This window comes from Bounagaea algeriensis (assembly GCF_054491375.1).
Genome location: NZ_CM137102.1, coordinates 2,947,003 through 2,968,110, shown reverse-complemented (window position 1 = coordinate 2,968,110; position 21,108 = coordinate 2,947,003). Strand labels below are relative to the sequence as shown.

The window sequence follows — 21,108 nt, the reverse complement described above, 5'->3', positions numbered from 1 at the left end:
GCACCGCCCCGTGCCGGCCGCCCCGCCCGGGGAGGACCCGGATCCCGGGGCCTTCGCGGGGCCGGGAGGCGCCCCCGCGGGACCGGGCCCGGAACCCCCGCGGCGTCGGCGCGGGCGGCTGCCGTGGCTGCTGGGCGGCGGTGCTGCCCTCGTGGTGCTGGGCGTCGTGGCGGTGCTGGGCTTCGTCACCCCGGGCTGGTTCGTCCGCCCGGTGTTCGACGCGACCGGCGTGCAGAAGGGGATCGCGCAGACGCTGCGCGACTCCTACCGGATCGGCGACGTCGAGCAGGTGCGCTGCCCGGACGGGCAGCGCGTCGCCGCGGGCAGCCGGTTCGACTGCCGGGTGCGCATCGGCGGGGAGGCGAGAGTGGTGACGATCTCGGTCAAGAACGAGCGCGGGGTCTACGAGGTCGGGCATCCGAAGTGAGCTCGCGGACCCGTCGTGGACACCGGTGCCCGCTGCGGGCAGGATCGACCGCGTGACGAACGTCGAGGTGCAGGCGCTGGAGGAACGACGCTTCCGCGAGGCCAACGGGCTGTTCATGCGGACGCTGCACATGGCCGCGCCGAACGATGCGCAGTGGGAGCGCGTGCGGCCGCTGCACGAGCAGGACCGCGTGCTGGGCGGATTCCTCGACGGGGAGCTGGCCGGCACCGCGCGGTCGACCCGGGAGGAACTGACCGTTCCCGGCGGCACGCTCGCGGCCGCGGCGATCACCGGGGTCGGCGTGCGCCCGGACCGCACGCGGCGCGGGGTGCTGCGCGCACTGATGCGGCGCCAGCTGGAGGACGCCCGGCGCGCCGGGGAACCGGTTGCGATGCTGCACGCTTCGGAAACCGGGATCTACGAACGCTTCGGTTACGGCCTGGCCACGCGGAGCCGTCGCGTGCAGGTGGATGCGCGCACCGCGCGCACGGCCGCCACCGCCCCGGTCGGCGGGCGCGTGGACCTGGTGCCGCCGGACGAGGTGGCGAAGGTCCTGCCCGAGGCCTACCGCCGGATCGCAGGCGAGCGCCCCGGCATGATCGAGCGCTCCGCGGCCTGGTGGAACCGCGCGCTCGGCCACCGGAGCGAGGCCGCGGTGACCGCGGTGCACCGGGACGACTCGGGCGCCGCGGACGGCTTCGCGGCCTACGAACCGGCCGCGGCCGATCACCGGTTCGACAACGGTGAGACCACGCTGCGCGTGCTCGACTTCCAGGCTCCGCAGGCCGGCGCCGCGGCCGGCCTGTGGAGCTTCCTGCTCGGCGTGGACCTGTCCGATGTCGTGCTCGCGGCGGCGCGCCCGATCGACGAGCCGCTGGAGTGGTGGTTGACCGACCACCGTGAGTGCCGCACCACCCGCCTCGACGACGACCTGTGGCTGCGGCTGGTGGATGTGGAAACCGCGCTGCGCGCCCGGTCGTACGCGTCGGGCGATCCGGTGGTGCTCGCGATCGACGACCCGTTCCTGCCGGACAACAGCGGCTGCTACCGGATCGGCCCGGACGGTGTCCGCCGGTGCGCCGATGTTCCGCAGCTGCGGTGCGATGTGTCCACTCTGGGCGCGCTCTACTTGGGTGACCAGTCGATGACGCGGATGGCCGATGCGGGGCGCGTCACCGTCGACGACCCCGACGCGGTGCCCACTGTGGACTACTTGTTCCGCACCCGTCGAGTTCCCTGGTGCGGCACGAGCTTCTAGTTCTCGTGCTCCAGCGGTAGTTCGTGACAGCACCGCCTGGTGAACCGTCGGATCCCCGGGGCGCGACAGCTGTGGACGACCGGGAAACCGCTGCACCTCCGCTGGACGGCTACGCGAGCAGACCCCTGGCGCTCTCGCGCGCCTCGGCCAGCAGCCCCGTGCCGTGGATGCCGTGGTGGGCGAACGCCCCCTCCAGCAGCAGGAAGAGGTGCCTGGCCAGGCGTTCCGGTTCTGCTGCCGTGGGCTGGTCTTCGGCGATGAGTTCGCCGAGCCGCTCTTCGATGGACCGCTTGTGGTAGCAGATGATGGCGTGGGCGGGGTGATCCGCCAACAGTTCGGCCGCCGCGTTGAGGAACGCGCACCCGCGCGTGATGGTGCGCGCGTCTTCGGCGTAGACGTCGAAGAACGTCAGGGCGCGGGGTGGTTCGGCAGCGGCGAGGCGCTCTTCCAGGTCCTGCCACCATCCCGAGTGGCGGTTCTTCAGGTAGGTGGCGACCAGGGCGTCTTTGGAGCCGAAGTTGTTGTAGAGGGTGCGCTTGGTCACGCCCGACTCGGCGGCGATCGTGTCGACCCCCACCGCGTGAATGCCGCGGCTGTAGAAGAGTTCGGAGGAGACGTCGAGTATCCGCCGCGCCCTCGGGGTCAGATCGTGGATGTTCGCTCCGCCATGCTCCACGCCACAGCACCTTGACTTTCACAGATCTGTGTAAATAAGTTGGGGTCCACTTACACAGACCAGTATAGGAGGTGTCATGTCGCGGCGACTCGGACGCGCGCTCGGAGTCCTTCGCGAGATAGCCCTGGCAGTCGATGCCAGCAGCGCGATACGCCACGGCTTGCCGGTTTCCGAACGCGCGTATCGCTACTGCGCTCGCCGCGAGCGTCTGGTCGGTCCCTCGTTCCTGGTCTGATGACGAGCTCGGCGACAGTCTACGCACGCCGTTGCACGCGGGACGAGGCGCCGGAGGCGCAGCATTGTCCGGATGCGAAAACGCGTTTAGCTCGCCCGGCTGCGCTCGCCGCACGCGGTTCGGGACGCGTTGCCCGGCAGTGCGGCCGGCAGGCCGCTCGTTCTGGCGGTGCTGCTGACGGCGTCCCGGTGGCCGCTGGTCACCGGGACGCCGCTCCGACCGGCTCGTCGCGCCGACCGGCGTCGTGTGACTGATCGCCACCTTGCACCCGGAGATAGGAGTATTCGTGGCTTCTCGAGCAGAAGCGGAGCGCGAGGCGAATCTCTTGACAGCAGCCTGGCGCAGTCTCTCCAAGCCGGTGTTCGTCCCAGCTCTGGTGATCATCATCGCCGCGTTGGCCTTCGCCTCGTGGTACGGGGCCGCCTACGGCGCGGACGCCGCGACCGCGTTCACGAACCTGCGAAACAGCATCGGTGAGACGGTCGGTTGGTGGTACGTCCTGGTCGTGACGACGCTGCTGGTCTTCGCGTTCTGGGTGGCGCTGTCGAAGGCCGGCACCATCCGGCTCGGTCGTGACGCCGAGCGCCCGGAGTTCTCGCGGTTCTCCTGGTTCGCCATGCTGTTGTCCGCGGGCATGGGGATCGGCCTGGTCTTCTGGGGCGTGGCCGAGCCGCTCAACCACCTGATCTCCCCGCCGGAGGTCGCCGGCGTTGAACCCGGCACCGCGGAAGCCGGCCGGGACGCCATCGGACAGGCCCTGTTCCACTGGGGCTTGCACGCCTGGGGCATCTACGCCGTCGTCGGCCTCGGGCTGGCCTACATGTCGTTCCGCCGGGGCCGCCCGCTGTCGGTCCGGTGGCTGCTGGAGCCGATCTTCGGGCGCAGGCTCATCGAATCCTGGGTCGGCCACGCCATCGACGTCTTCGCCATCGTCGGCACGATCTTCGGCGTCGCCACCTCGCTGGGGCAGGGGGCGCTGCAGATCCAGGCGGGGCTGGCCCACCTCGGCTGGTTCGAGCCCTCCAGCGGCCTCCTGGTCGGGCTGGTCGCGCTGATCACCGCGGTGGGCACGCTCTCGGTGGTCAGCGGGTTGCACAAGGGCCTGCGCTGGCTCTCCAACGCCAACATGGCGCTGGCAGGCGTGCTGGCGGTCTGCGTGCTGCTGATCGGCCCGACGGTGTTCCTGCTGCAGTCGGTGGTGCAGAACACCGGCGAGTACGTCCAGGCGATACCGCAGCTGGCGTTCGTCACCGGCGCCGGGACCAGCGACGGGTGGACACTGGACTGGACCCTGTTCAACCAGGCCTGGTTCCTCAGCTGGGCACCGTTCGTGGGCATGTTCATCGCCCGCATCTCCCGCGGCCGCACCATCCGCGAGTTCATCCTCGGCGTCATGCTGGCGCCGACGGTCATCACGATCCTGTGGTTCACCGTCTTCGGCAGCAGCGGGGTTCTCTACCAGCTGCGGGGCGGCGCGATGGTCGGTGCGGACGGTTCCATCGACACCGACACCTCGCTGTTCGTGTTCTTCGAGAACCTGCCCGTGAGCGGGGGAGTTGTTGCCGCGCTGTCCGTGGTCGCGATCCTGGTGATCACGCTGTTCTTCGTCACCTCCTCGGACTCCTGTTCGCTGGTGGTCGACGTCCTCTCGCACGGCGGCCGCACGGAGACCCCGCGGGTGACCCGCCTGTTCTGGGCGGTGATGATCGGCGTCGCCGGGGGGCTGCTGCTGTTCGCCGGCGGCGAGGCCGCGCTCACCGTGCTGCAGGTCAGTTCGATCGCCGGTGCGGCACCGCTGTCCGTCATCTACGCACTCGCCGTGATCGCACTGGTGCGGACGTTGCGCTGCGAAACGGCGGCCATGCCCCGCTACGTGCGCATCCGCCCGCAAGCCAGCCCGTCAGCGCTCGTCTCGACCGCCCGCGAGCAGGCCGACGACGAGGAAGAGCTGCAGCGCGGTCTCCGCGAGCTGCTCAAGGCGCAGAGCAACGGCACGTCCTCCCGCGGTGACCTCCCGCGCGCTTCGGCGGCGCTCGGTGGACTCGAGGCGGCCGCAGCCGAGAGGTCGTCCGGTTCGACGACGAACGGCACGGATTCCGGTGTGCTGGCCATCTACGACGTCCCGGAGCATGCCACCGCAGTGGACGCGGAAACCGGCGCCATCGAGTGGGACGGGGATTCCGCGCTCCAGGACCCCATCGCGGGTGAAGTCTTCGACACCCCGGAGTTCACCGCATCCGCCGCCGGGGCCGAGCACGAGACCGAGAGGATCCTGCAGAAGTACGCCTCCGACGGCGGTCGCTGACGACGTCGGAGCAGCCGATCGACGAAAGGGCTCCGCATGAGCGCAGCGCGGGTTCGCCAGCATCGCACGGGTGCTGGCGAACCCGCGTGCAGCACGGGCCGGATCGGTTCGATCCCGGAAACGTCCGGGAACACGAGGCCTTTTCGCTGGGAGCGCAGCTGTTCGGGGACGAGTGGTGGTCGCTCTCGTCCGCGGACCGCTCACCGCCAGCACCGATCATGCAGCGGTCCGGAGCACGGGAGGTGGCGGCTCAGGCGTAGGCGTGCAGCGCCTCGCGCAACCGGTCGATGCTGCCGCCCAGCCCCCACTGCCGCTTGAGCTCCTCGAGGCGCTCGTTATCCACAGTGGACGCCCTCAGCGCGTCGTCGCGGTCGACGACCACGTCGGTCTCGCGCACCACCCGCACCACCGGGGGAGCGGCGGCCAGGTACTCGGCGGCCTCGGCGATCTTCGCCCGCAGCCGCGGCGTGAGCGCGCTCTTGCCCGCGCCCGCCGGTTGCTGTTCGCCGGCCGCGGCCAGCAACGCCTCCAGCGAGCCGAACTCGGTGATCAGCCGCGCCGCGGTCTTCTCCCCGATGCCGGCCACGCCCGGCAGGCCGTCGGAGGGGTCGCCGCGCAGCACCGCCATGTCCGCGTAGTCCGCCCCGGCCCGGGCGGTGGTCAACCCGTAGCGCTCGGCCAGCTCCGCCGGCCCGTAGTCCTGGGCTTTGGACAGCCCCGCGCCGACGTAGCGCACCCGCACCGGCGAGGGTTCGGCGCGCACCAGCTGGAACAGGTCGCGGTCCCCGGTGACCACTTCGACGGGCCCGGTCCGCTCCCGCTCGGCGAGCGTGCCGATCACGTCGTCGGCCTCGTAGCCCGCGGCCTCGGCGGTGGCGATGCCCGCCGCGGCCAGCACGTCGAGAATCACCGGGATCTGCGGACTGAGCGTGTCCGGCACCTCCTCGGCACGGGTGTCCTCCTCGGAAATCTCCTCGGCGACCTCCTCGGCGACGCGGTGGGCCTTGTACGAGGGCAGCGCCGCCACGCGGAAGGCGGGCCGCCAGTCGTTGTCCAAGCAGGCCACCGCACGCGCCGGGCGCTGCTCGGTCAGCAGCTTGCCCAGCATGTCGCAGAACCCGCGCACCGCGTTCACCGGCGTGTCGTCCGGCGCCGCCAGCGAGTCCGGCAGCGCGTAGTACGAGCGGAACCACAACCCGGCCGAGTCGACGAGCATCAGCGCACCTGTCATGGCCGCTCAGCGTGCCACGACACGCGCGCGGCCGCCGAGGCACCCGTGCTCGGAAGACGCGTGCCTGCGGCTACGCTGGCGAGCATGGCCAGCACGCACAACAGCCCGAACTCGTCGAGCGCGCTGTCGGCGCGCCTGAACCGGGCGGCCGAGGCCGCCGCGCACGCCGATCTGGACGCGCTGCTGATCACCCCCGGCTCGGACCTGCGCTACCTGCTCGGCGCGGCCGGCGAGTCGTTCGAACGGCTCAGCTGCCTGGTGCTGCCGGCCGCGGGTGCCGAGGCCGCGCCGACGCTGGTGGTGCCCAAGCTGGAAGAGCTCGGCTACGCCGACGTGCCCGCCCAGCAGCTCGGCGTGGAGATGGTGACCTGGGTGGACGGTCAGGATCCGCACGGCATCGTCACCGATCTGCTGCACCGCGGCGGCAACGCCCCGCGGCGGGTGGCGGTGGCCGACGGCATGCCCGCACTGCACGCCCTGCCGCTGCGCTCGGCGCTGCCGGGGGCCGAGCAGGTGCTGGCCGGGCCGGTGCTGCGCCACCTGCGCATGCGCAAGGACCCAGCTGAGCTGGAAGCCCTGCGCACCGCCGGTGCCGCCATCGACCGGGTGCACGCGCGCATGGGCGAGTTCCTGCGCCCGGGGCGCACCGAGGCGCAGGCCGGCGCGGCCATCACCGCGGCGATCGAGGAGGAGGGCCACCGCGAGGCCGATTTCGTCATCGTCGGATCCGGGCCGAACGGGGCCAGTCCGCACCACGCGCTGTCCGAGCGGGTGCTCGAACGCGGCGACGTGGTCGTCGTCGACATCGGCGGGCCCACGCCCGAGGGGTACAACTCGGACTGCACGCGCACCTACGCGCTCGGCGAGCCCGCGCGGCAGGACGTGCGCGGGACCTACGCGGTGCTCGAAGCCGCCCAGCGGGCCGCGGTGCAGGCGGTGCGTCCCGGCGCTACTGCCGAGGCCGTCGACGAGGCCGCCCGCCGGCCGATCGCCGACGCGGGATTCGGTGATCACTTCGTGCACCGCACCGGCCACGGCATCGGGTTGGACGTGCACGAGGAGCCCTACATCGTCGGGGGCAACGACCTCGCCCTCGAACCGGGCATGGCCTTCAGCATCGAACCGGGCATCTACCAGCAGGGCGGCTGGGGCGCCCGCATCGAGGACATCGTGCTGGTCACCGAGGACGGTGTGGAGAGCGTGAACAACCAGCCGCACGAGTTGGTGGTGCTGGACACATGAGCGACAAGACGCAGCACGCGTCCGGCGAGCTGGAGCCGACCGACCGGGCGATCCTGCGGGAACTGGCCCACGACGGTCGGTGCAGCTTCACCGATCTCGCCGAGCGGGTCGGGCTCAGCGTCTCGGCGGTGCACCAGCGCGTCCGGCGGTTGGAGCAGCGCGGGGCGCTGCGCGGGTACGCGGCCGAAGTGGACGGCGAGCACATCGGTCTGCCGCTGACGGCGTTCATCTCGCTCACCCCGACCGACCCGGCGGCCCCGGACGACTACCCGGACCGGCTGCGGCACCTGCCGCAGATCGAGTCGTGCTATTCGGTCGCCGGCGACGAGTCCTACATCCTGCGGGTGCGCGTGCCCTCGCCGCAGGGGTTGGAGGAGCTGCTGCGCCAGATCCGGGAGGCCGCGAAGGTCTCCACCCGCACGACCGTGGTGCTGTCCACCCCGTTCGAGAACCGCCCGCCCGACATCTGAACGGCATCGTCGATGCCACTGCACGAGCACAACTCGCACAGCAGCGGCCCGTGCTCGGTGCCGTCCTGCTAGAAGTCGTGGGCGGCGTCGGCGGTGCCGGGCGTGCGCGGGTGGAACCGCGCCAGGTGCACCCGGCGGACGAAGCGGATCGTGGGCCGGATCAGCATTTCGATGCTGCCGAGCACGAAAAGCCAGGTCCCGGCGGTCATCAGGGCTTCGGAGAAGAAGAAAAAGCTGCCGATGAGAAACCACGTTCCGATCAGCAGATCGTTGATGATGCTGACGACTTCGTAGCGCTGGCGGATCACCAGTTCGCCGTGCCCGATGTGCAACACCGCGGTTCCGGTTCCGCCGCCCTTGCCCGAAGCGGATGAGGTGGACATGAGCTCCCTCCTTCCATGACGGCCCAGAGCGCTCGGGGCCCTCTCGCGCTGAGCCGAGCGTAGGAGACTTGGCACGTCACAGCCTCGTGTACGTGTCGATGTCCTGTTCGAACTCGGTGATGGCCTGCGGTGGCAGCACCCCGTGGCGCTCGGCCTGCTCGGGATGCGAGATCGGCAGCACGACACGACGTTCGATGACGCCCTTCTCCCGCTTCATGCCCGCGAGCGCGTCCCACCGCCCCGCGGGGGCACCGGGCTGTCTGCGTCGCACGACGTCAGTGCTCGCGGTGGGTGATGAGCTGTGCCAGCGCGTCGAGTTCGGCGGTTCGCGAGCGGAGGCGGCCTGCGTGCAGGTGGTGCTGCGCCTCGGCGAGCAACTGGTCGGCTTGGGCCCGGCTCCAGGCGCGGCCGCCTGCGGATTCGACGAGTGCGGCGGATTCGACCAGTTCGGCGTGTTCGAGCGCGTCTTGCGCGTACCGCGCGGCCAGTTCGCTTCCGGCGGGGGTCTGCGACTGCAGGGCTGCTACGACGGGCAGGGTCTTCTTGCGGCCGTGCAGGTCGGAATAGGCGGGTTTGCCGGTGACGGCGGGATCGCCCCAGATCCCCAGGAGGTCGTCGACGTGCTGGAACGCCAGTCCGAGGTTCGCGCCGAACGCGCGCAGGTGCTGGGCCTGTTCGGAGGTGCCGCTGCCGAACAGGGCGCCGAGCTCGCACGCGGTGGCCAGCAGGGTTCCGGTCTTCGCCTGGGCCATGCGTTGACATTCGGGCAGGTCGACGTCGCTGCGCTGTTCGAAGGCGATATCCATGATCTGGCCCTCGATGAGGTCCTGCACTGCGGTGTTGAGCACCCGGATGCCGCGCAGCGCGGTGGGGTGCTCGCTGTCGGCGAGCACCCCGGTGGCCAGGCTCACCAGCGCGTCGCCGGCGAGGATGGCCGCGCTGGTGCCGAACACGCTCCACGCGCTCGGCCGGTGGCGCCGCGTGGTGTCGCGGTCGATGACGTCGTCGTGCAGCAGCGAGAAGCCGTGCACGAGTTCCACGGCCACCGCGGCGGGCAGGGCTGGCGTCGCTTCCGCCCTCGCCGCCTCGGCGGAGAGCAGCACCAGGGTGGCCCGCAGTGCTTTGCCCCCGTTCGCATCGGTGGATCGCCCGTGCTCGTCCCACCAACCGAAGTGGTAGCCGGCGATGTGGCGCATGTCTTCGGGCAGCGTGTCCACGGCGTTGCGCAACGCGGGGGTGACGAGCTGGCGGCCGCGGTCGAGCACCTCGTGCGCGGTGACGTCGGCGGGCCTGGCTCCGGTGGTGGTCATACCGGTCTCCTCACTCAACGGGCGATTTCGACGTTTTCCAGCACACCGAGCGCGTCGGGGGTGAGCACGGCCGCGGAGTAGTACGCGCTGACGAGGTACGAGGTGACGGCCTTGTCGCTGATGCCCATGAAGCGCACGTTCAGGCTCGGCGCGTACTCGTCGGGCAGGCCGGTCTGGTGCAGGCCGATCACACCCTGGTGTTCCTCCCCGGTGCGCAGCGCCAGGATCGAGCTGGTGCCCCGCTCGGTGACGGGGATCTTGTTGCAGGGCAGCAGCGGCACGCCGCGCCAGCCCTGCAGTGCGGTGCCCTCCACGTCGATGCTGTCGGGGTAGAGCCCCAGCCGGTTGCACTCGCGTCCGAAGGCGGCGATCGCGCGCGGGTGGGCCAGGAAGAACTCGGTCCTGCGGCGGCGGGAGAGCAGTTCGTCGAGATCGCCCGGGCTCGGCGGCCCGCCGGTGGTCTGGAGACGCTGCCGCAGGTCGGCGTTGTGCAGCAGGCCGAACGTGCGGTTGTTGACCAGCTCGTGCTCCTGCTGCTCGCGCAGTTCCTCGACGGTCAGCCGCAGCTGTTGCTCGAGCTGGTCCATCGGCTGGTTGTAGAGGTCGCTCACGCGTGTGCGCACGCGCAGGATCGTCTGGGCAACGCTGAGCTCGTATTCCCGCGGGGCGAGGTCGTACTCGGCGAAGGTGCCGGGCAGCTCGGGTTCTCCGGTGTGCCCGGAAACCAGTGCCATGGCGGCCTCGCCGTGCTTGTTCTGCGCGGGTCTGGCGCTGGTGGCCACTCGTTGCAGGTGGGTGCGCAGCGCCTCGGACCGGCCGGTCACCTCCTCGAGCGCTTGCCGCGGCAGGCTCAGCACGATGCAGGGGGTCAGCGCCTTGACCGTCACGTGCCAGGACTGCTGCGTTCCGGTCAGGACCTGGTCACCGAAGAACGCCCCGTCTGCGAGCACGTCCAGCGCGGCCTGCCCGTCGTACTCGCTGGTGGTGAACGTGCCCACTTTGCCGTGGGCCAGCAGCACGACCTCGTCGGCGGGTCGGCCCGCCGTGGCGAGGACTTCGCCCGGGGCGCAGTCGCGCCGGGCGAACCGCTCGGCCAGCGCGCTCAGCACGTCCTCGTCGTCGAACTCGCGCAGCGCGGGAAGTTCGCGCAGCTCCGGGGGGACGACGCGCACCTGGTCACCGGTGTTGGAAAACGTCACCCGACCGTCGCCGAGCTGATAGGTCAGCCGTCGGTTGACGCGGTAGGAGCCGGCCGAGGTCTGCACCCACGGCAGGGTGCGCAGCAGCCACCGCGGGCTGATCGCCCGCATCTGCGGCGGGGTCTTGGTCGTAGTCGCGAGATTCCGCGCCGCCGCGGTGCTCAGGCTGAGCTGGCCCGCACCGTCCTGTTCGGACGCCGGGGCGGAGTGGGGTTGCGTCATGTGCGTGCACCAATCGCGTGTCGTGCGGGCGAGAGCTTCTGCGGGCGGGCGTTACGGCCTGCGGCCCACGTCGGGTGAGGTGATGCGTGCGGCTGCGGTGCCGATCCCGGTGGGACCGGACAGGCGGTGGCGCACGGCGGAGTCTCGGGTCCCGGCGGCGTCGGGCAGGTGCGCAACACTTCCTGCCCGGGTGCGCCGGAGTTCGGTCTCGGTGTAGCGCGCGCACCGGCGATGCCACTCCAGGATCCCCGCCATCCAGTCCTTGAGCTCGTCGGCGTGGCGGGTCAGCACCTGGCGCGCCGGGGCGTCCAGCGAGAACTCGTCGAACAGCACCGGCAGCTCGTGGGCGACGGCGTGCTCGAACTGCCGCATGCGCGCGGCCATCAGGTCGGCCACGATGTCCCGGGCGCTCCACCGGTCGGTGCCCAGGAAGTTCTCCACGACCAGGACGATGTTGTGCACCTCGCCCTCGAACTCGATCTCCTTCTGGTACGAGAACAGGTCGTTGGTGAAGCAGGCGTAGTCCTGCGCCGCGGCTTCCATCTCGCGGATGACGCGGGTGCGGTAGATCTCCGCGGGAACGGCGTCGAGGTGCGCCAACCGCGACAGGCTCATCGTCATGTCCGAGCCGAAGGTCTTGCGGCGCATCTCGATGTAGTCCACCGGGTCCGGGATGCGGTGCTGCGCCTGGTTGTCCAGTTCCCACAACCAGCTGGCGGTCATCTCCTCCACCGCCGTGCGGAACTGCTGGCGAGCCGAGTGCGACATGGGGCCGGCGGTGCGCCGCCACAGGTCGGCCAGGCCCCGCTCGAGCGGATTCGCGGGCTCCGGGGCTGAACCGGCGTCCAGGGGCATGAATTCCGACAGCCGCTCGTTGCAGGCCTTCGCGGCGACCAGGTTGCGGCCGGCCCCGAACACCACCGGGAAGTAGTCATCGCCGTAGGTGCCCCACGCCAGCCAGTCCGCGGAGAGGTCGAGCGCCTCGGCGCTCGCGTCCGCGTGGATCATGGCCGCGCAGTGGGCGAAGTCGAAGCCGAGGAAGCGCCGCTCGTCCCACACCCCGCCGCGTTCCACGCCGGGAACGGAGTCGAACATGCCCGTCCGCCGGGCCCAGTCGACCGCGCGGCGCCGCGCGGCGTCCAGGTGCGGACTCGTGCGGAACGGGTAGGGCATGTGCAGCTCCGGCAGCGTCAGGTGCCCCACCGCTTGGCACGGCTCGTGGGAGTGCTGCTGCGTTCGGCGCCGCAGACCGGGCCGCAGCCGCGAGAACGCCCGGGCCGCGGAGGTGCCCAGCCCGGTCGGTCCGACCAGCACCCCGGCGGCGGGCGGCGTGGTGGTACCGGCGTTCATGTAGCGGCTGGACTGGGTGTGCCACTCGTGCCCGCCGGCTTGCCAGTCCTGCAGTCCCTTGACGTAGGTCAGCACGTTCGCGCGGGCCTCGGGGTCGAGCCCGTGCTCCTCGCACAGCCGCGGAACCTCGGCCAGCGCGGTGTTCTCGAACTGCTCCAGCCGCGAGGTGAGCAGGTCGTTGGTCAACTCGGCGGCCTGCTGCGGAGTGGAGCCGAAGAACGTCTCGACGACGAGCACCCCGTTGTTGAGCTCGCCCTCCTCCTCGGTCTCGCGCTGGTAGGAGAACAGGTCGTTGCGCAGGTGCACCCCGTCGGCGAAGGTGTCCTTGAGCACCCGCATCGGCCGGGTTGCGGCGATGCTCTCCGGAATCTCCGCCCGCGCGGCGAGCTCGACGAGGTCGGCCGACCACGGCGCACCGCCGACCTTGCGCCGCATCTCGACGTAGTCGATCGGGTTGGGCACCCGGTCCGCGGTGATGTTGGCCAGCTCCCACACGCAGTCCTCGAGCAGGTTGCGGGTGCTCTCGGAGAACCGCCGCAACCAGTCGGCGGACATGATCGACGCGGTGCGCGCCCACAGGTCCGCCAGCCCCCGCTCCACGGGATTGGTCGCAGCCGGCGGAGTCCGGCCCGGTTCCGCCGGCATGAACGCCGCCAGGCCGGTGAGGTACTCGCGCGCCCCGGCCAGGTCTCCCGTGCGCTTGTAGTGCTCGAGGAAGTGGTCGTCGAAGTAGAACACCCACACGTACCAGTCGGTGACCAGGTTCAGGTCCTCCGCGGCGGCATCCGGGTGGGTGTAGGCGCACAGCAGGGGGTAGTCGGCCGAGTCGAACGCGACCTCGTCCCAGACGAACGTGCCACCGCGACTGCTCGCGGCCTCGGCCGGGGCGACCATCTCCCTCTCGCGCGCCCACGCCTTGCTGTGCTCCCGCGCGGCGTGCAGGTGCGGATTCAGCCGCGCGGGCCACGGCAGGTAGCACTCCGGCAGCGAAAACGGTTGCTTGCCCATGGGGTTCGGTCAGCTCTCCCGGCCGGTCTCGACGTTCTCCAGCACACCCACCGCGTCGCCGGCGAGGATGGCCGCGGAGTAGTAGGTGCTGACCAGGTACGAGATGAGCGCCTTCTCGTTGATGCCCATGAACCGCACCGACAGACCGGCCTCGTACTCGTCCGGGATCCCCGTCTGGTGCAGCCCCACCACGCCCTGGTTCTGCTCACCGGCGCGCACCAGCAGGATCGAGCTGGTGCGGCGCGAGTTGATCGGCAGCTTGTTGCTCGGGAACAGCGGGACTCCCCGCCACGCGGGCACTTGGTGCCCGGCGACGTCCACGTTCTGCGGGTACAGCCCCTGCCGGCTGCACTCCCGCCCGAACGCGGCGATCGCTCGCGGGTGCGCCAGGAAGAAGCTGGGTTCCTTCCACACCAGCGACAGCAGGTCGTCCATGTCGTCCGGGCTCGGCGCCCCGCCGCGCGTGTGCAGGCGCTGCCGCAGGTCGGCGTTGTGCAGCAGGCCGAAATCGCGGTTGTTGACCAGCTCGTTCTCCTGCTGCTCGCGCAGTTCCTGGATCGTCAGCCGCAACTGCTGTTCGACCTGGTCCATCGGCTGGTTGTACAGATCCGCCACCCGCGTGTGCACCCGCAGGACGGTCTGGGCGACGCTGAGCTCGTACTCGCGGGGCTTGAGGTCGTAGTCGACGAACGTGCCCGGCAGTTCCGGTTCGCCCGCGTGCCCGGCGGCCACCTTGATCGCGGCCTCGCCGTCGGCGTTGTGCTCGGCGGGAGCGGCGGCCGCGGCCTGGTCGAGGTGGGTGCGCAGCGCTTCGGAGCGGTCCCGGAGTTCCAGCAACGACTCGCGGGGCAGCGTCAGCACCGTGCACGCGGTGACCGCCTCGGCCGTGAACTCCCACGTCCCCTCGGCACCGATCAGGACCGAGGAGCCGAAGAACGCCCCGTCGGCCAACACTCCCAGCGCTGTCCGGTCGCCGTACTCGCCGGTGCCGAACCGGTTGACCTTGCCGCGCGCGATGAGCACCACCGCGTCGGCGGGATCGCCCTCGGCAGCGATGACATCGCCCGGTTCGTACTCGCGCTGGCTGAAGCGCTCCGCCAGCGCGTCCAGCGCACCGGTGTCGTCGAAGCCCCGCAGCGGTGGCAGCTCGCGCAACTCCGCCGGAACCACCCGCACGTCGGCACCGGTGTTGGAAAAGGTCACCCGCCCGTCACCGAGCGTGTAGGTCAACCGGCGGTTCACCCGGTACGCACCGCCCGCGGCCTGCACCCACGGCAGCAGGCGCAACAGCCACCGCGAGGTGACCGACTGCATCTGCGGTGGCGTCTTCGTCGTCGTCGCCAAGTTCCGCGCTGCCGCGGTCCCCAGGCTCAGCGGATCGCTGTCCGCGCTCGCGTCCGACTGCTCCGACCCAATAGCCGTCATCGCACCTGTACCAATCGCCCGTCCGATCAAGATCATCTTGTGCTGCGAGCGCAGTCTTTCAGCGGTCGAACGAGCGGCAAAGCTGCAAACGAGTGATCACCCCCGGATGAACCGATGACACTTGGTGATCAACGCACGCGAGCCCTCCGGGCGGAGCGGGACGCGCACGAGGGGAGGCCGGCCTCGGAAGCAGGTCGCTGGGCTGATGCAGGATCGCTGCATCACAGTTCCACGACGTAGTGCGATATGCTCCACAGTGGAGTGAAGCCAACGTGCGCACCGGCGGCCTTGGCCGCGGTTTGCTGATCATCGCAGGCCATGCGGATGCGGCGGCATCCTTCCTTCTCCAGGAAGGAGACCGTGGTCTGCAGCAGGGTCGTGCCCAGTCCCTGGCCGCGGTAGGCACGGTGCACTCCGAATCCTGCGATGGACCCGGTCTCGAAGTCGTCGTTGGATGATGCGCTTGCCAGGACGTAGCCGACCAGCCACTGGGCGGTGTGGTCGACGTCCACCACGGCGACCCAGCACGCGGTCGGCGATGCAGCCAGCAGCGCTGCCACGTCGTCCGCGGAGGCCGGGGTGCCGTCATCGGGGGACCCGGCGCGACATCCTCGTTTCAATTGGTGCACTGCAGGGACATCGATCTCATCCATCGGGCGGATGTGGGGCTGTTTCACGACGATTCCTCACTTCTGTTCCGCTGCTCCGGGGGTCACGTGAAGGTGGTCCGGTCATCTGCTGGCGTCGCATCGAGGTGTTCCGGGACGTGCAGCACGTCGATGAGGTTCGATCCACCGTGCGGGGACGGGCACCACACCCCCGACGAGAGCACATTCGAGTTCAGATCACCGGGCAGACAGGTGCGGTTTCGCTCCGATCGGGTGAACTGACCACCGGGCGACGACGGGACGTCGCCGAAGGGGAACGTGCTGCAGCTGGTGCGGTGGGAGCGCTTCCAGTGCGGCACGGGTGTTTCGCGAACGTTGGAAACCTGCTTCGTGCGGGGGTTGGGTTGAACAGCCGGGGGTGCGGAAGTAGTGCTCTCAGCGAGTTCTTCGTCGTGCGGCGTTCGAGGTAGATCCACAGTGGATGTGCACCGAGGACGCATTCGGGCAGCGCCAAGGCACCCGCGGCGGCGGGGACGCGGATCGGATGCCGGGTGACGGCGTTCGGTCCATGGTGGATACCGCGACCTGATCCGCCCGATTCCTGGCTGGGACCGGCGCCGTCCTGCTCGCGGGCTGCCAAAGCGGGAACGGCCCGCGCCGTTCCCTCAGCGAGACGGGCCGGTGGTGGGAGAATCGGGATCGGGTTCGACGGTGATGTCTTGAGCGCGTGCGGCTCGGGCCAGGGTGTCGTCGAAGGTGGCCAGGACGGACTCGGTGGCCAGGGCAGTGTCCAGTGCGCAGCAGTCGGGTAGTTTGAGCCCGCACGTCACGCGCAAACGGGCGAGCCGTAGAGGCTCCCCTTCGGCGCGGTCGGCGACGCGAACGCCGAGGGCGTGCAGGTCGGAGAGCATCTCCTGGCCCCGTCCCGCTCGCACCCCGCCGATCAACACCTCGGCAAGGTTCAACGAGTGGATGCACAAGGGCTCGCCCGCCGAATCTCGCAGATAGGTGGTGGCCGCCTGGTGATGGGCATCGTAGGGGTTCAGGTGCGCGATCACCAGGCCGGCATCGAGGGTGATCATTCCGGCCAGTCCTGCCGCAGCTCGGCCAGGTGGTTCTCGCCGAACGCATCGGCGTACTTACCGCTGGAGGCCTCGATCGCCTCCAGCCGGCCACGGCTCACCTCGCTCCGTTCCTGTTCCAGAGCCGCGCAGCCGGTGCGGAGCAGGCGCAGCAGCAGCTTGGAACGGGACTCGCGAGGCCATCGCCGCGCCGCGAGCTCCAGGGCGCGTGCCACCTCGGGCGTCTCGGTGATCTGATGGCGGGGCCGTGCGGTCGGCATAGCGAAAGTGTACCACTTCGCGGTGAAGTGATGCACCCAGCGGGTTCGCCCAACTCCACGGGCGTGCGGATGCGAACGTGGCCTCCGATCCGTACCGCCTCGGGGGCGAACCTCGGCAGCGGACCTGGCGTGGCCGGTTCCGGACCGCACCGGCTCGCGACGTGGAGCGCGCGTCACGCTCCTCCTGCTTCGGCGTGCCAGGCGGGTTCGACACGTCCGTGCGCCCGGATCTGCTCGGAGCCCACGAACGCGAGCGCATCCAGGAACGCAGGCGCGAAGGTCCCCGGCCCGCGACAGGACCCCTCGGCCAGCTCCGCGGCGACGGCGTAGTGCACGTGCGCTGCTACCACAGCGGTCAGCCGATCGGGCTCGGCCGCGAGGTACGCGGCGCACAACGCTCCCAGCGCGCAGCCGGTGGCGGACACGCGTGCGAGCAACTCGCTGCCACCGCGCACGCGGAGCATGCCGATGCCGCCGGAGGGCGTGCTGCCGAGGACCCGGTCCACGGGGCCGGAGGCGGAGACGGCCCCCGCCTCCGCGAGCAGTGCCCGCATCGCCGGTTCGGCCGCTGCGGAGTCCTCGGAGCTGTCCACGCCTCGCCCACGCGCTCCCGAGCCGGCCAAGGCGTTGATCTCCGAAGGGTTGGCCCGGACCGCGGCGGGGCCCAGCTGCACGAGTTCGGTGGCGGTGCGGGTGCGCCACGGCAACCCTCCCACGCCCACCGGATCCAACACCCAGGGCCGAGCGGACGCTCGCGCGGAACGCACTGCTTCCGGGAACGCCGCGACGCGGTCCTCGGTGGGGGTGCCGAGGTTGATCAGCACGGCGTCGGCACCCTCGGCGGCCACGCCCGCCTCGTGCGGGTTGTCCACGAGCACCGTCGTCGCACCTGCGGCCAGCAGCACGTTCGGCAGCAGGCCCGCCGACGGTGCGTTGGTCAGGGCGTGCACCAGCGGCACACGGGCGCGCAGCCGCTCCAGCGCGCGGGCGGCCGCATCCACCCCGGGCAGGGCGGATCGGCCACGGACGTCGTCGCCTCCGCGAGAAGTCATCATCGATGTTCGCACGTCCGCGCCCAGCGCTCTTCAGAGCCGGGAGCTCGGAGCGAACGATGCCGGGGCGGGGAGCAGCCGATCCCTCAACTGACCCGCAGCGTCACCTTGCCGCCGCTGTGCCCGGTGGCAACTTCCTGCTGGGCCCGTGCGGCATCGGCGAGGGGGTAGCTGTTGGCGTGCCGCAGCGGCAGGCTCCCGTTGCGCGCGCTCTTGGCCAGCTCGGTGAGCACGTCGGCGTTCTTGTCCCCGGCATTGCCGCTGGAGAACGTGATGCCCAGGTCGAACGCCGCCGGATCGGCGATGGTCACGATCCGTTCCGCGGTTTCGCCGCGCAGGCTGACCGAGTCGGGCAAGGCGCCGCCACCGGCCGCGTCGAACACGGCGTCCACACCGGAGCTGACTGCCCGCACGCGTTCCACGAGCCCCTGGCCGTAGCGGACGGGCGTCGCACCGAGGGAAGCGATGTATTCCGCGTTCGCCTCGCCACCGGTGCCGATCACGGTCACGCCGCGCTGCACCGCGAAACTCGTCGCGATCGCCCCGGCGACCCCGCTCGCCCCGTGCACGAGCAGCACCTCGCCGGGCTGCGGCTGCAGCAGGCGCAGGCCGCGCAGGGCTGCTTCCCCGGCCACGGGCAATGCCGCGGCGTCGCGCCAGTCCAGGTCCCCGGGTTTCGACACCAGCACGCTGCCCAGCGCGCAATCGGCGTAGGAACCGCCCTGCGCCCAGCCGAAAACCTCGTCACCCACGGAGAACGCGGCGTCCGGGCCGACCGCGTCCACCACTCCGGACATCTCCAGCCCGGGGCGGTGGGGCAGTGCGGGCTCGCCCATCTCGCCGGCGCGGATCTTGCAGTCGGCCGGGTTGACGCCTGCCACGCGCACTGCCACGCGCACCTGCCCGGAGGTCGGTTCCGGCTGCTCGACCTCGTCGAGCCGCAACACGTCAGGACCACCGAACTCGCCGAACTGGATGGCACGCATGGTTTTCCTTCCTCGCACGCGCTGTTTCAGCGGCGAACCGCCCTTACCACAACTCCATCATCGCACCATGACGTGCAACAACATCCCCGCGGCCTACCCGCAACGGCACTCGTGCACCGATCGGGGAAGTGCGGCACGCACACCGTCCACGAGCGACTCGACGTGTTCCCGCTCGAGCGGGCACGTCACCTGGCCCGCTGCCGAAGGGCTGGGACCGCTCGTTGCCAGGCCCGGTCCCGGTTCCTGGAACGGAAAGCACGTCATCGCGGCGGTAACGGATAAAACGGAGGGCTCTCCTCCGGTTATTCTGTTAGCCTGCGGATGCAAGTGGAGATACCTGCTCCGGATACCTGCCACGGTCCGCGTTGCCGGACCGGCGATCAGAAAGGACACGACGCATGCCGGAGACCACCAGCGCCGTATCTCCTGCCGGCGCAGGTGACCCGCTCGAAGCGCTGTTCCCCGTCCTCGTCCACCTGCACTCCGGTTATCTGATTCAGACGCTGTTCGAACTGGAACTCGCCGACCAGGTGGAGCCCACGGGCACCGCGGTGGCCACGCTTGCCGAGCGCGTCCAGGCCGAACCCCGCGGCCTGCGCAAGTTGCTGCACGCGTTGTCCAGCATCGGGATCTTCCAGCCCAGCGGGCAGGACTGCTTCGCGCACAATGCCGCCTCCACCATGCTGCGTTCCGAAAACGGGGGCAGCGCCATGCTGGAGGCGTTCGCCCGCAACGAGTGGGCGGCACGGACGTGGGAGCACCTGCCGGAGGCGGTGCGCTCCGGACAGGCCGCATTCCCGAAGGCGATGGGCAAGCCGTTCTACGACTACCTTGACCAGGACGACCCGGACTCGGCTGCGGCTTTCAACGCGGCGATGACGCAAGGCATCGGATCCACCAACGAAGCCGTGGTCGAGGCGTTGGACCTGAGCTCGACGGCCGAAATCGTCGACGTCGGCGGCGGGCAGGGCACGCTGCTGCGCGACATCCTGCACGCGAACCCCCAGCTGCGCGGCACGTTGTTCGACATCGGGCACGCACTGACCGACGTCGATCAGCAGCTGCGATCCGGCGCGCTCGCGGAGCGGTGCGAGATCGAGGAAGGGGACGCTCGGGTCGCCGTGCCGTCGGGAGCGGACGCGTACGTGTTCCGGATGATCCTGCACAACTGGGACGACGACAGTTGCGTGCGGCTGTTGCGCAGTTGCGCGCACAACGCCAAGCCCGGCGCTCGGGTGCTGATCGCCGAAATGATTCTGCCGCAGGACGGCGCGGTTTCGGACTTCACCGCCATGTTCGACATGCAGATGTTCGTGCTGTTCGGCAGCAACGAGCGCACGGCCTCCGAATACGCCGCGCTGTGCGAGCGGGCCGGCCTCGACTACGTCGGAGCCACCGAAACCTCCTCCGTGCTGGGTATCGTCGAGGCCAGGGTGCGCTGACGTCGACGGCGGAGTTCGATCCGGAGCGCGGCCGGGAGTGCGGGAGGTATCAGGAGCGTTTCGAGCTCCAGGTCTGCATGGCCTCGTCGAGCTGATCCTCGTCCAGCGCTTCCGGCAGGGCAGCCCCGTCCTCCCGGGCGCGCAACCCATCGACGATCAGCGCGAGGTAGCGGCGCCAGGCCTCCGGCTGCAGGGAGTTGGTGTAGTCGACGACCGATCCGATCATCAGGTCGATGATGGGCACGTCGACCTGCCGCAGATCCGGTCGCACGTAGCCGTCCTCCTGCGCCCGGCGTAGCAGTTGCCGCACCGCGGGAGCGAGCCGCTCGCGCGCCTGCGAGATTTTCGATCCTTCGGCGGTGTTGCCGAGCACGACATCGCGGAGGCCGTGGTCGGCGGCCAGCAGCGCGCAGGAGCGTTCCAGGAAGCCGACGAAGCCGCCCCAGGAGTCCTGTTCGGTCATGGCCGCCTCGGCCAGAGCCACCAGTTCATCGATCCGGTCCTCGAACAGGGCCTCCACCAAGCGCTCCTTGTCCGTGAAACGCCGGTAGACCGTGCCGACCCCGAGCCCCGCGTGCTGGGCGACGTCGTCGAGCGTGGCGGTAAGCCCGCGTTCGGCGAAGACCTCCCGCGCCGCCGCGAGAATGCGCTGGCGGTTTCGTTCGGCGTCCCGACGCAGTGGCCGCTCGTCGGAGCCACGATCGGTGGGCCCAGCACTCATCGTGCCGGATATTACCAACGCGGAATCGGCGTCCGATGCGTTCGGGACGGTGCACACGGTGCTGCGCCAGGGGGAAGGCCGGTCAGCACGCTGCCGCGACCGCATTGGTGGTAGGAACGCCGCAGCGGCACAGCCCTCCGGGGGCTGCGCAAGGGGACCGCGTTCCAGCACGGGGCCGGCCGGCAGGGCCGCGGCGGGCAACAGCGCAGCAGTCCG

20 protein-coding genes are annotated in these 21,108 nt (G+C 70.5%); 6 read left to right on the top strand and 14 right to left on the bottom strand.

Annotation, left to right across the window (positions count from 1 at the left end; translation table 11 throughout):
* Positions 1 to 10 precede the first annotated feature (10 nt).
* Positions 11 to 427: a DUF4333 domain-containing protein gene (locus ACVGV2_RS13380; protein WP_459162699.1), complete on the top strand. Its 417-nt coding sequence runs from the start codon at positions 11 to 13 to the stop codon at positions 425 to 427.
* A 52-nt stretch (positions 428 to 479) separates the two neighbouring features.
* Positions 480 to 1,685: a GNAT family N-acetyltransferase gene (locus ACVGV2_RS13375; RefSeq protein WP_459162698.1), complete on the top strand. Its 1,206-nt coding sequence runs from the start codon at positions 480 to 482 to the stop codon at positions 1,683 to 1,685.
* A 109-nt stretch (positions 1,686 to 1,794) separates the two neighbouring features.
* Here the strand turns inward: ACVGV2_RS13375 and ACVGV2_RS13370 are convergent, their stop codons facing one another.
* Positions 1,795 to 2,361 carry a TetR/AcrR family transcriptional regulator gene (locus ACVGV2_RS13370; protein ID WP_459162697.1) on the bottom strand — a complete coding sequence of 189 codons (567 nt, stop codon included), beginning with the start codon at positions 2,359 to 2,361 and terminating at the stop codon, positions 1,795 to 1,797.
* A gap of 521 nt (positions 2,362 to 2,882) precedes the next feature.
* Between ACVGV2_RS13370 and ACVGV2_RS13365 the strand changes: the two genes are divergently transcribed.
* Positions 2,883 to 4,901, top strand: a complete 2,019-nt coding sequence (locus tag ACVGV2_RS13365) for a BCCT family transporter (protein ID WP_459162696.1) — start codon at positions 2,883 to 2,885, stop codon at positions 4,899 to 4,901.
* A gap of 250 nt (positions 4,902 to 5,151) precedes the next feature.
* Here the strand turns inward: ACVGV2_RS13365 and ACVGV2_RS13360 are convergent, their stop codons facing one another.
* Positions 5,152 to 6,132 (bottom strand): 5'-3' exonuclease, encoded by a 981-nt coding sequence (locus ACVGV2_RS13360; RefSeq protein ID WP_459162695.1) that lies wholly within the window; start codon positions 6,130 to 6,132, stop codon positions 5,152 to 5,154.
* Positions 6,133 to 6,216: 84 nt separating this feature from the next.
* Here ACVGV2_RS13360 and ACVGV2_RS13355 point away from each other — a divergent pair, with 84 nt between their 5' ends.
* Complete coding sequence (locus ACVGV2_RS13355; RefSeq protein ID WP_459162694.1) at positions 6,217 to 7,374, top strand: M24 family metallopeptidase; 1,158 nt, start codon at positions 6,217 to 6,219, stop codon at positions 7,372 to 7,374.
* Positions 7,371 to 7,844 carry an Lrp/AsnC family transcriptional regulator gene (locus ACVGV2_RS13350; RefSeq protein WP_459162693.1) on the top strand — a complete coding sequence of 158 codons (474 nt, stop codon included), beginning with the start codon at positions 7,371 to 7,373 and terminating at the stop codon, positions 7,842 to 7,844. Before ACVGV2_RS13355 ends, ACVGV2_RS13350 begins: the two co-directional genes overlap by 4 nt.
* Before the next feature lie 68 nt (positions 7,845 to 7,912).
* On the opposite strand, the gene ACVGV2_RS13345 is transcribed toward ACVGV2_RS13350, so the two are convergent.
* The 11 genes from ACVGV2_RS13345 to ACVGV2_RS13295 all read right to left on the bottom strand — a co-directional run bounded on the left by ACVGV2_RS13345 (position 7,913) and on the right by ACVGV2_RS13295 (position 18,729).
* Positions 7,913 to 8,227: a YrhK family protein gene (locus ACVGV2_RS13345; RefSeq protein ID WP_459162692.1), complete on the bottom strand. Its 315-nt coding sequence runs from the start codon at positions 8,225 to 8,227 to the stop codon at positions 7,913 to 7,915.
* A gap of 76 nt (positions 8,228 to 8,303) precedes the next feature.
* A complete protein-coding gene (locus ACVGV2_RS13340; RefSeq protein WP_459162691.1) occupies positions 8,304 to 8,498 on the bottom strand; it encodes a hypothetical protein in 195 nt (64 codons plus the stop codon).
* 4 nt (positions 8,499 to 8,502) lie between these two features.
* Positions 8,503 to 9,537, bottom strand: coding sequence for a family 2 encapsulin nanocompartment cargo protein polyprenyl transferase (locus tag ACVGV2_RS13335; protein WP_459162690.1), 1,035 nt, complete (start codon positions 9,535 to 9,537; stop codon positions 8,503 to 8,505).
* 14 nt (positions 9,538 to 9,551) lie between these two features.
* The gene (locus ACVGV2_RS13330) at positions 9,552 to 10,958 is read right to left on the bottom strand and encodes a family 2B encapsulin nanocompartment shell protein (RefSeq protein ID WP_459162689.1); all 1,407 of its coding nucleotides are present in this window, start codon (positions 10,956 to 10,958) and stop codon (positions 9,552 to 9,554) included.
* 51 nt (positions 10,959 to 11,009) lie between these two features.
* Positions 11,010 to 13,316, bottom strand: a complete 2,307-nt coding sequence (locus ACVGV2_RS13325) for a family 2 encapsulin nanocompartment cargo protein terpene cyclase (protein WP_459162688.1) — start codon at positions 13,314 to 13,316, stop codon at positions 11,010 to 11,012.
* Between the two features lie 9 nt (positions 13,317 to 13,325).
* Positions 13,326 to 14,741 (bottom strand): family 2B encapsulin nanocompartment shell protein, encoded by a 1,416-nt coding sequence (locus ACVGV2_RS13320; RefSeq protein ID WP_459162687.1) that lies wholly within the window; start codon positions 14,739 to 14,741, stop codon positions 13,326 to 13,328.
* A 221-nt stretch (positions 14,742 to 14,962) separates the two neighbouring features.
* On the bottom strand, positions 14,963 to 15,394 hold the full coding sequence (locus tag ACVGV2_RS13315; protein ID WP_459165984.1) for a GNAT family N-acetyltransferase: 432 nt from the start codon (positions 15,392 to 15,394) through the stop codon (positions 14,963 to 14,965).
* A 620-nt stretch (positions 15,395 to 16,014) separates the two neighbouring features.
* The gene (locus ACVGV2_RS13310; RefSeq protein WP_459162686.1) at positions 16,015 to 16,431 is read right to left on the bottom strand and encodes a type II toxin-antitoxin system VapC family toxin; all 417 of its coding nucleotides are present in this window, start codon (positions 16,429 to 16,431) and stop codon (positions 16,015 to 16,017) included.
* Positions 16,428 to 16,691: a hypothetical protein gene (locus ACVGV2_RS13305; protein ID WP_459162685.1), complete on the bottom strand. Its 264-nt coding sequence runs from the start codon at positions 16,689 to 16,691 to the stop codon at positions 16,428 to 16,430. Before ACVGV2_RS13305 ends, ACVGV2_RS13310 begins: the two co-directional genes overlap by 4 nt.
* Before the next feature lie 173 nt (positions 16,692 to 16,864).
* On the bottom strand, positions 16,865 to 17,743 hold the full coding sequence (thiM, locus tag ACVGV2_RS13300; RefSeq protein WP_459162684.1) for a hydroxyethylthiazole kinase: 879 nt from the start codon (positions 17,741 to 17,743) through the stop codon (positions 16,865 to 16,867).
* An 86-nt stretch (positions 17,744 to 17,829) separates the two neighbouring features.
* Positions 17,830 to 18,729: an NADP-dependent oxidoreductase gene (locus ACVGV2_RS13295; RefSeq protein ID WP_459162683.1), complete on the bottom strand. Its 900-nt coding sequence runs from the start codon at positions 18,727 to 18,729 to the stop codon at positions 17,830 to 17,832.
* A gap of 398 nt (positions 18,730 to 19,127) precedes the next feature.
* On the opposite strand from ACVGV2_RS13295, the gene ACVGV2_RS13290 reads away from it, so the two are divergent.
* The gene (locus ACVGV2_RS13290) at positions 19,128 to 20,171 is read left to right on the top strand and encodes a methyltransferase (protein WP_459162682.1); all 1,044 of its coding nucleotides are present in this window, start codon (positions 19,128 to 19,130) and stop codon (positions 20,169 to 20,171) included.
* A 49-nt stretch (positions 20,172 to 20,220) separates the two neighbouring features.
* Here the strand turns inward: ACVGV2_RS13290 and ACVGV2_RS13285 are convergent, their stop codons facing one another.
* A complete protein-coding gene (locus tag ACVGV2_RS13285) occupies positions 20,221 to 20,949 on the bottom strand; it encodes a TetR/AcrR family transcriptional regulator (protein ID WP_459162681.1) in 729 nt (242 codons plus the stop codon).
* Positions 20,950 to 21,108: the final 159 nt, after the last annotated feature.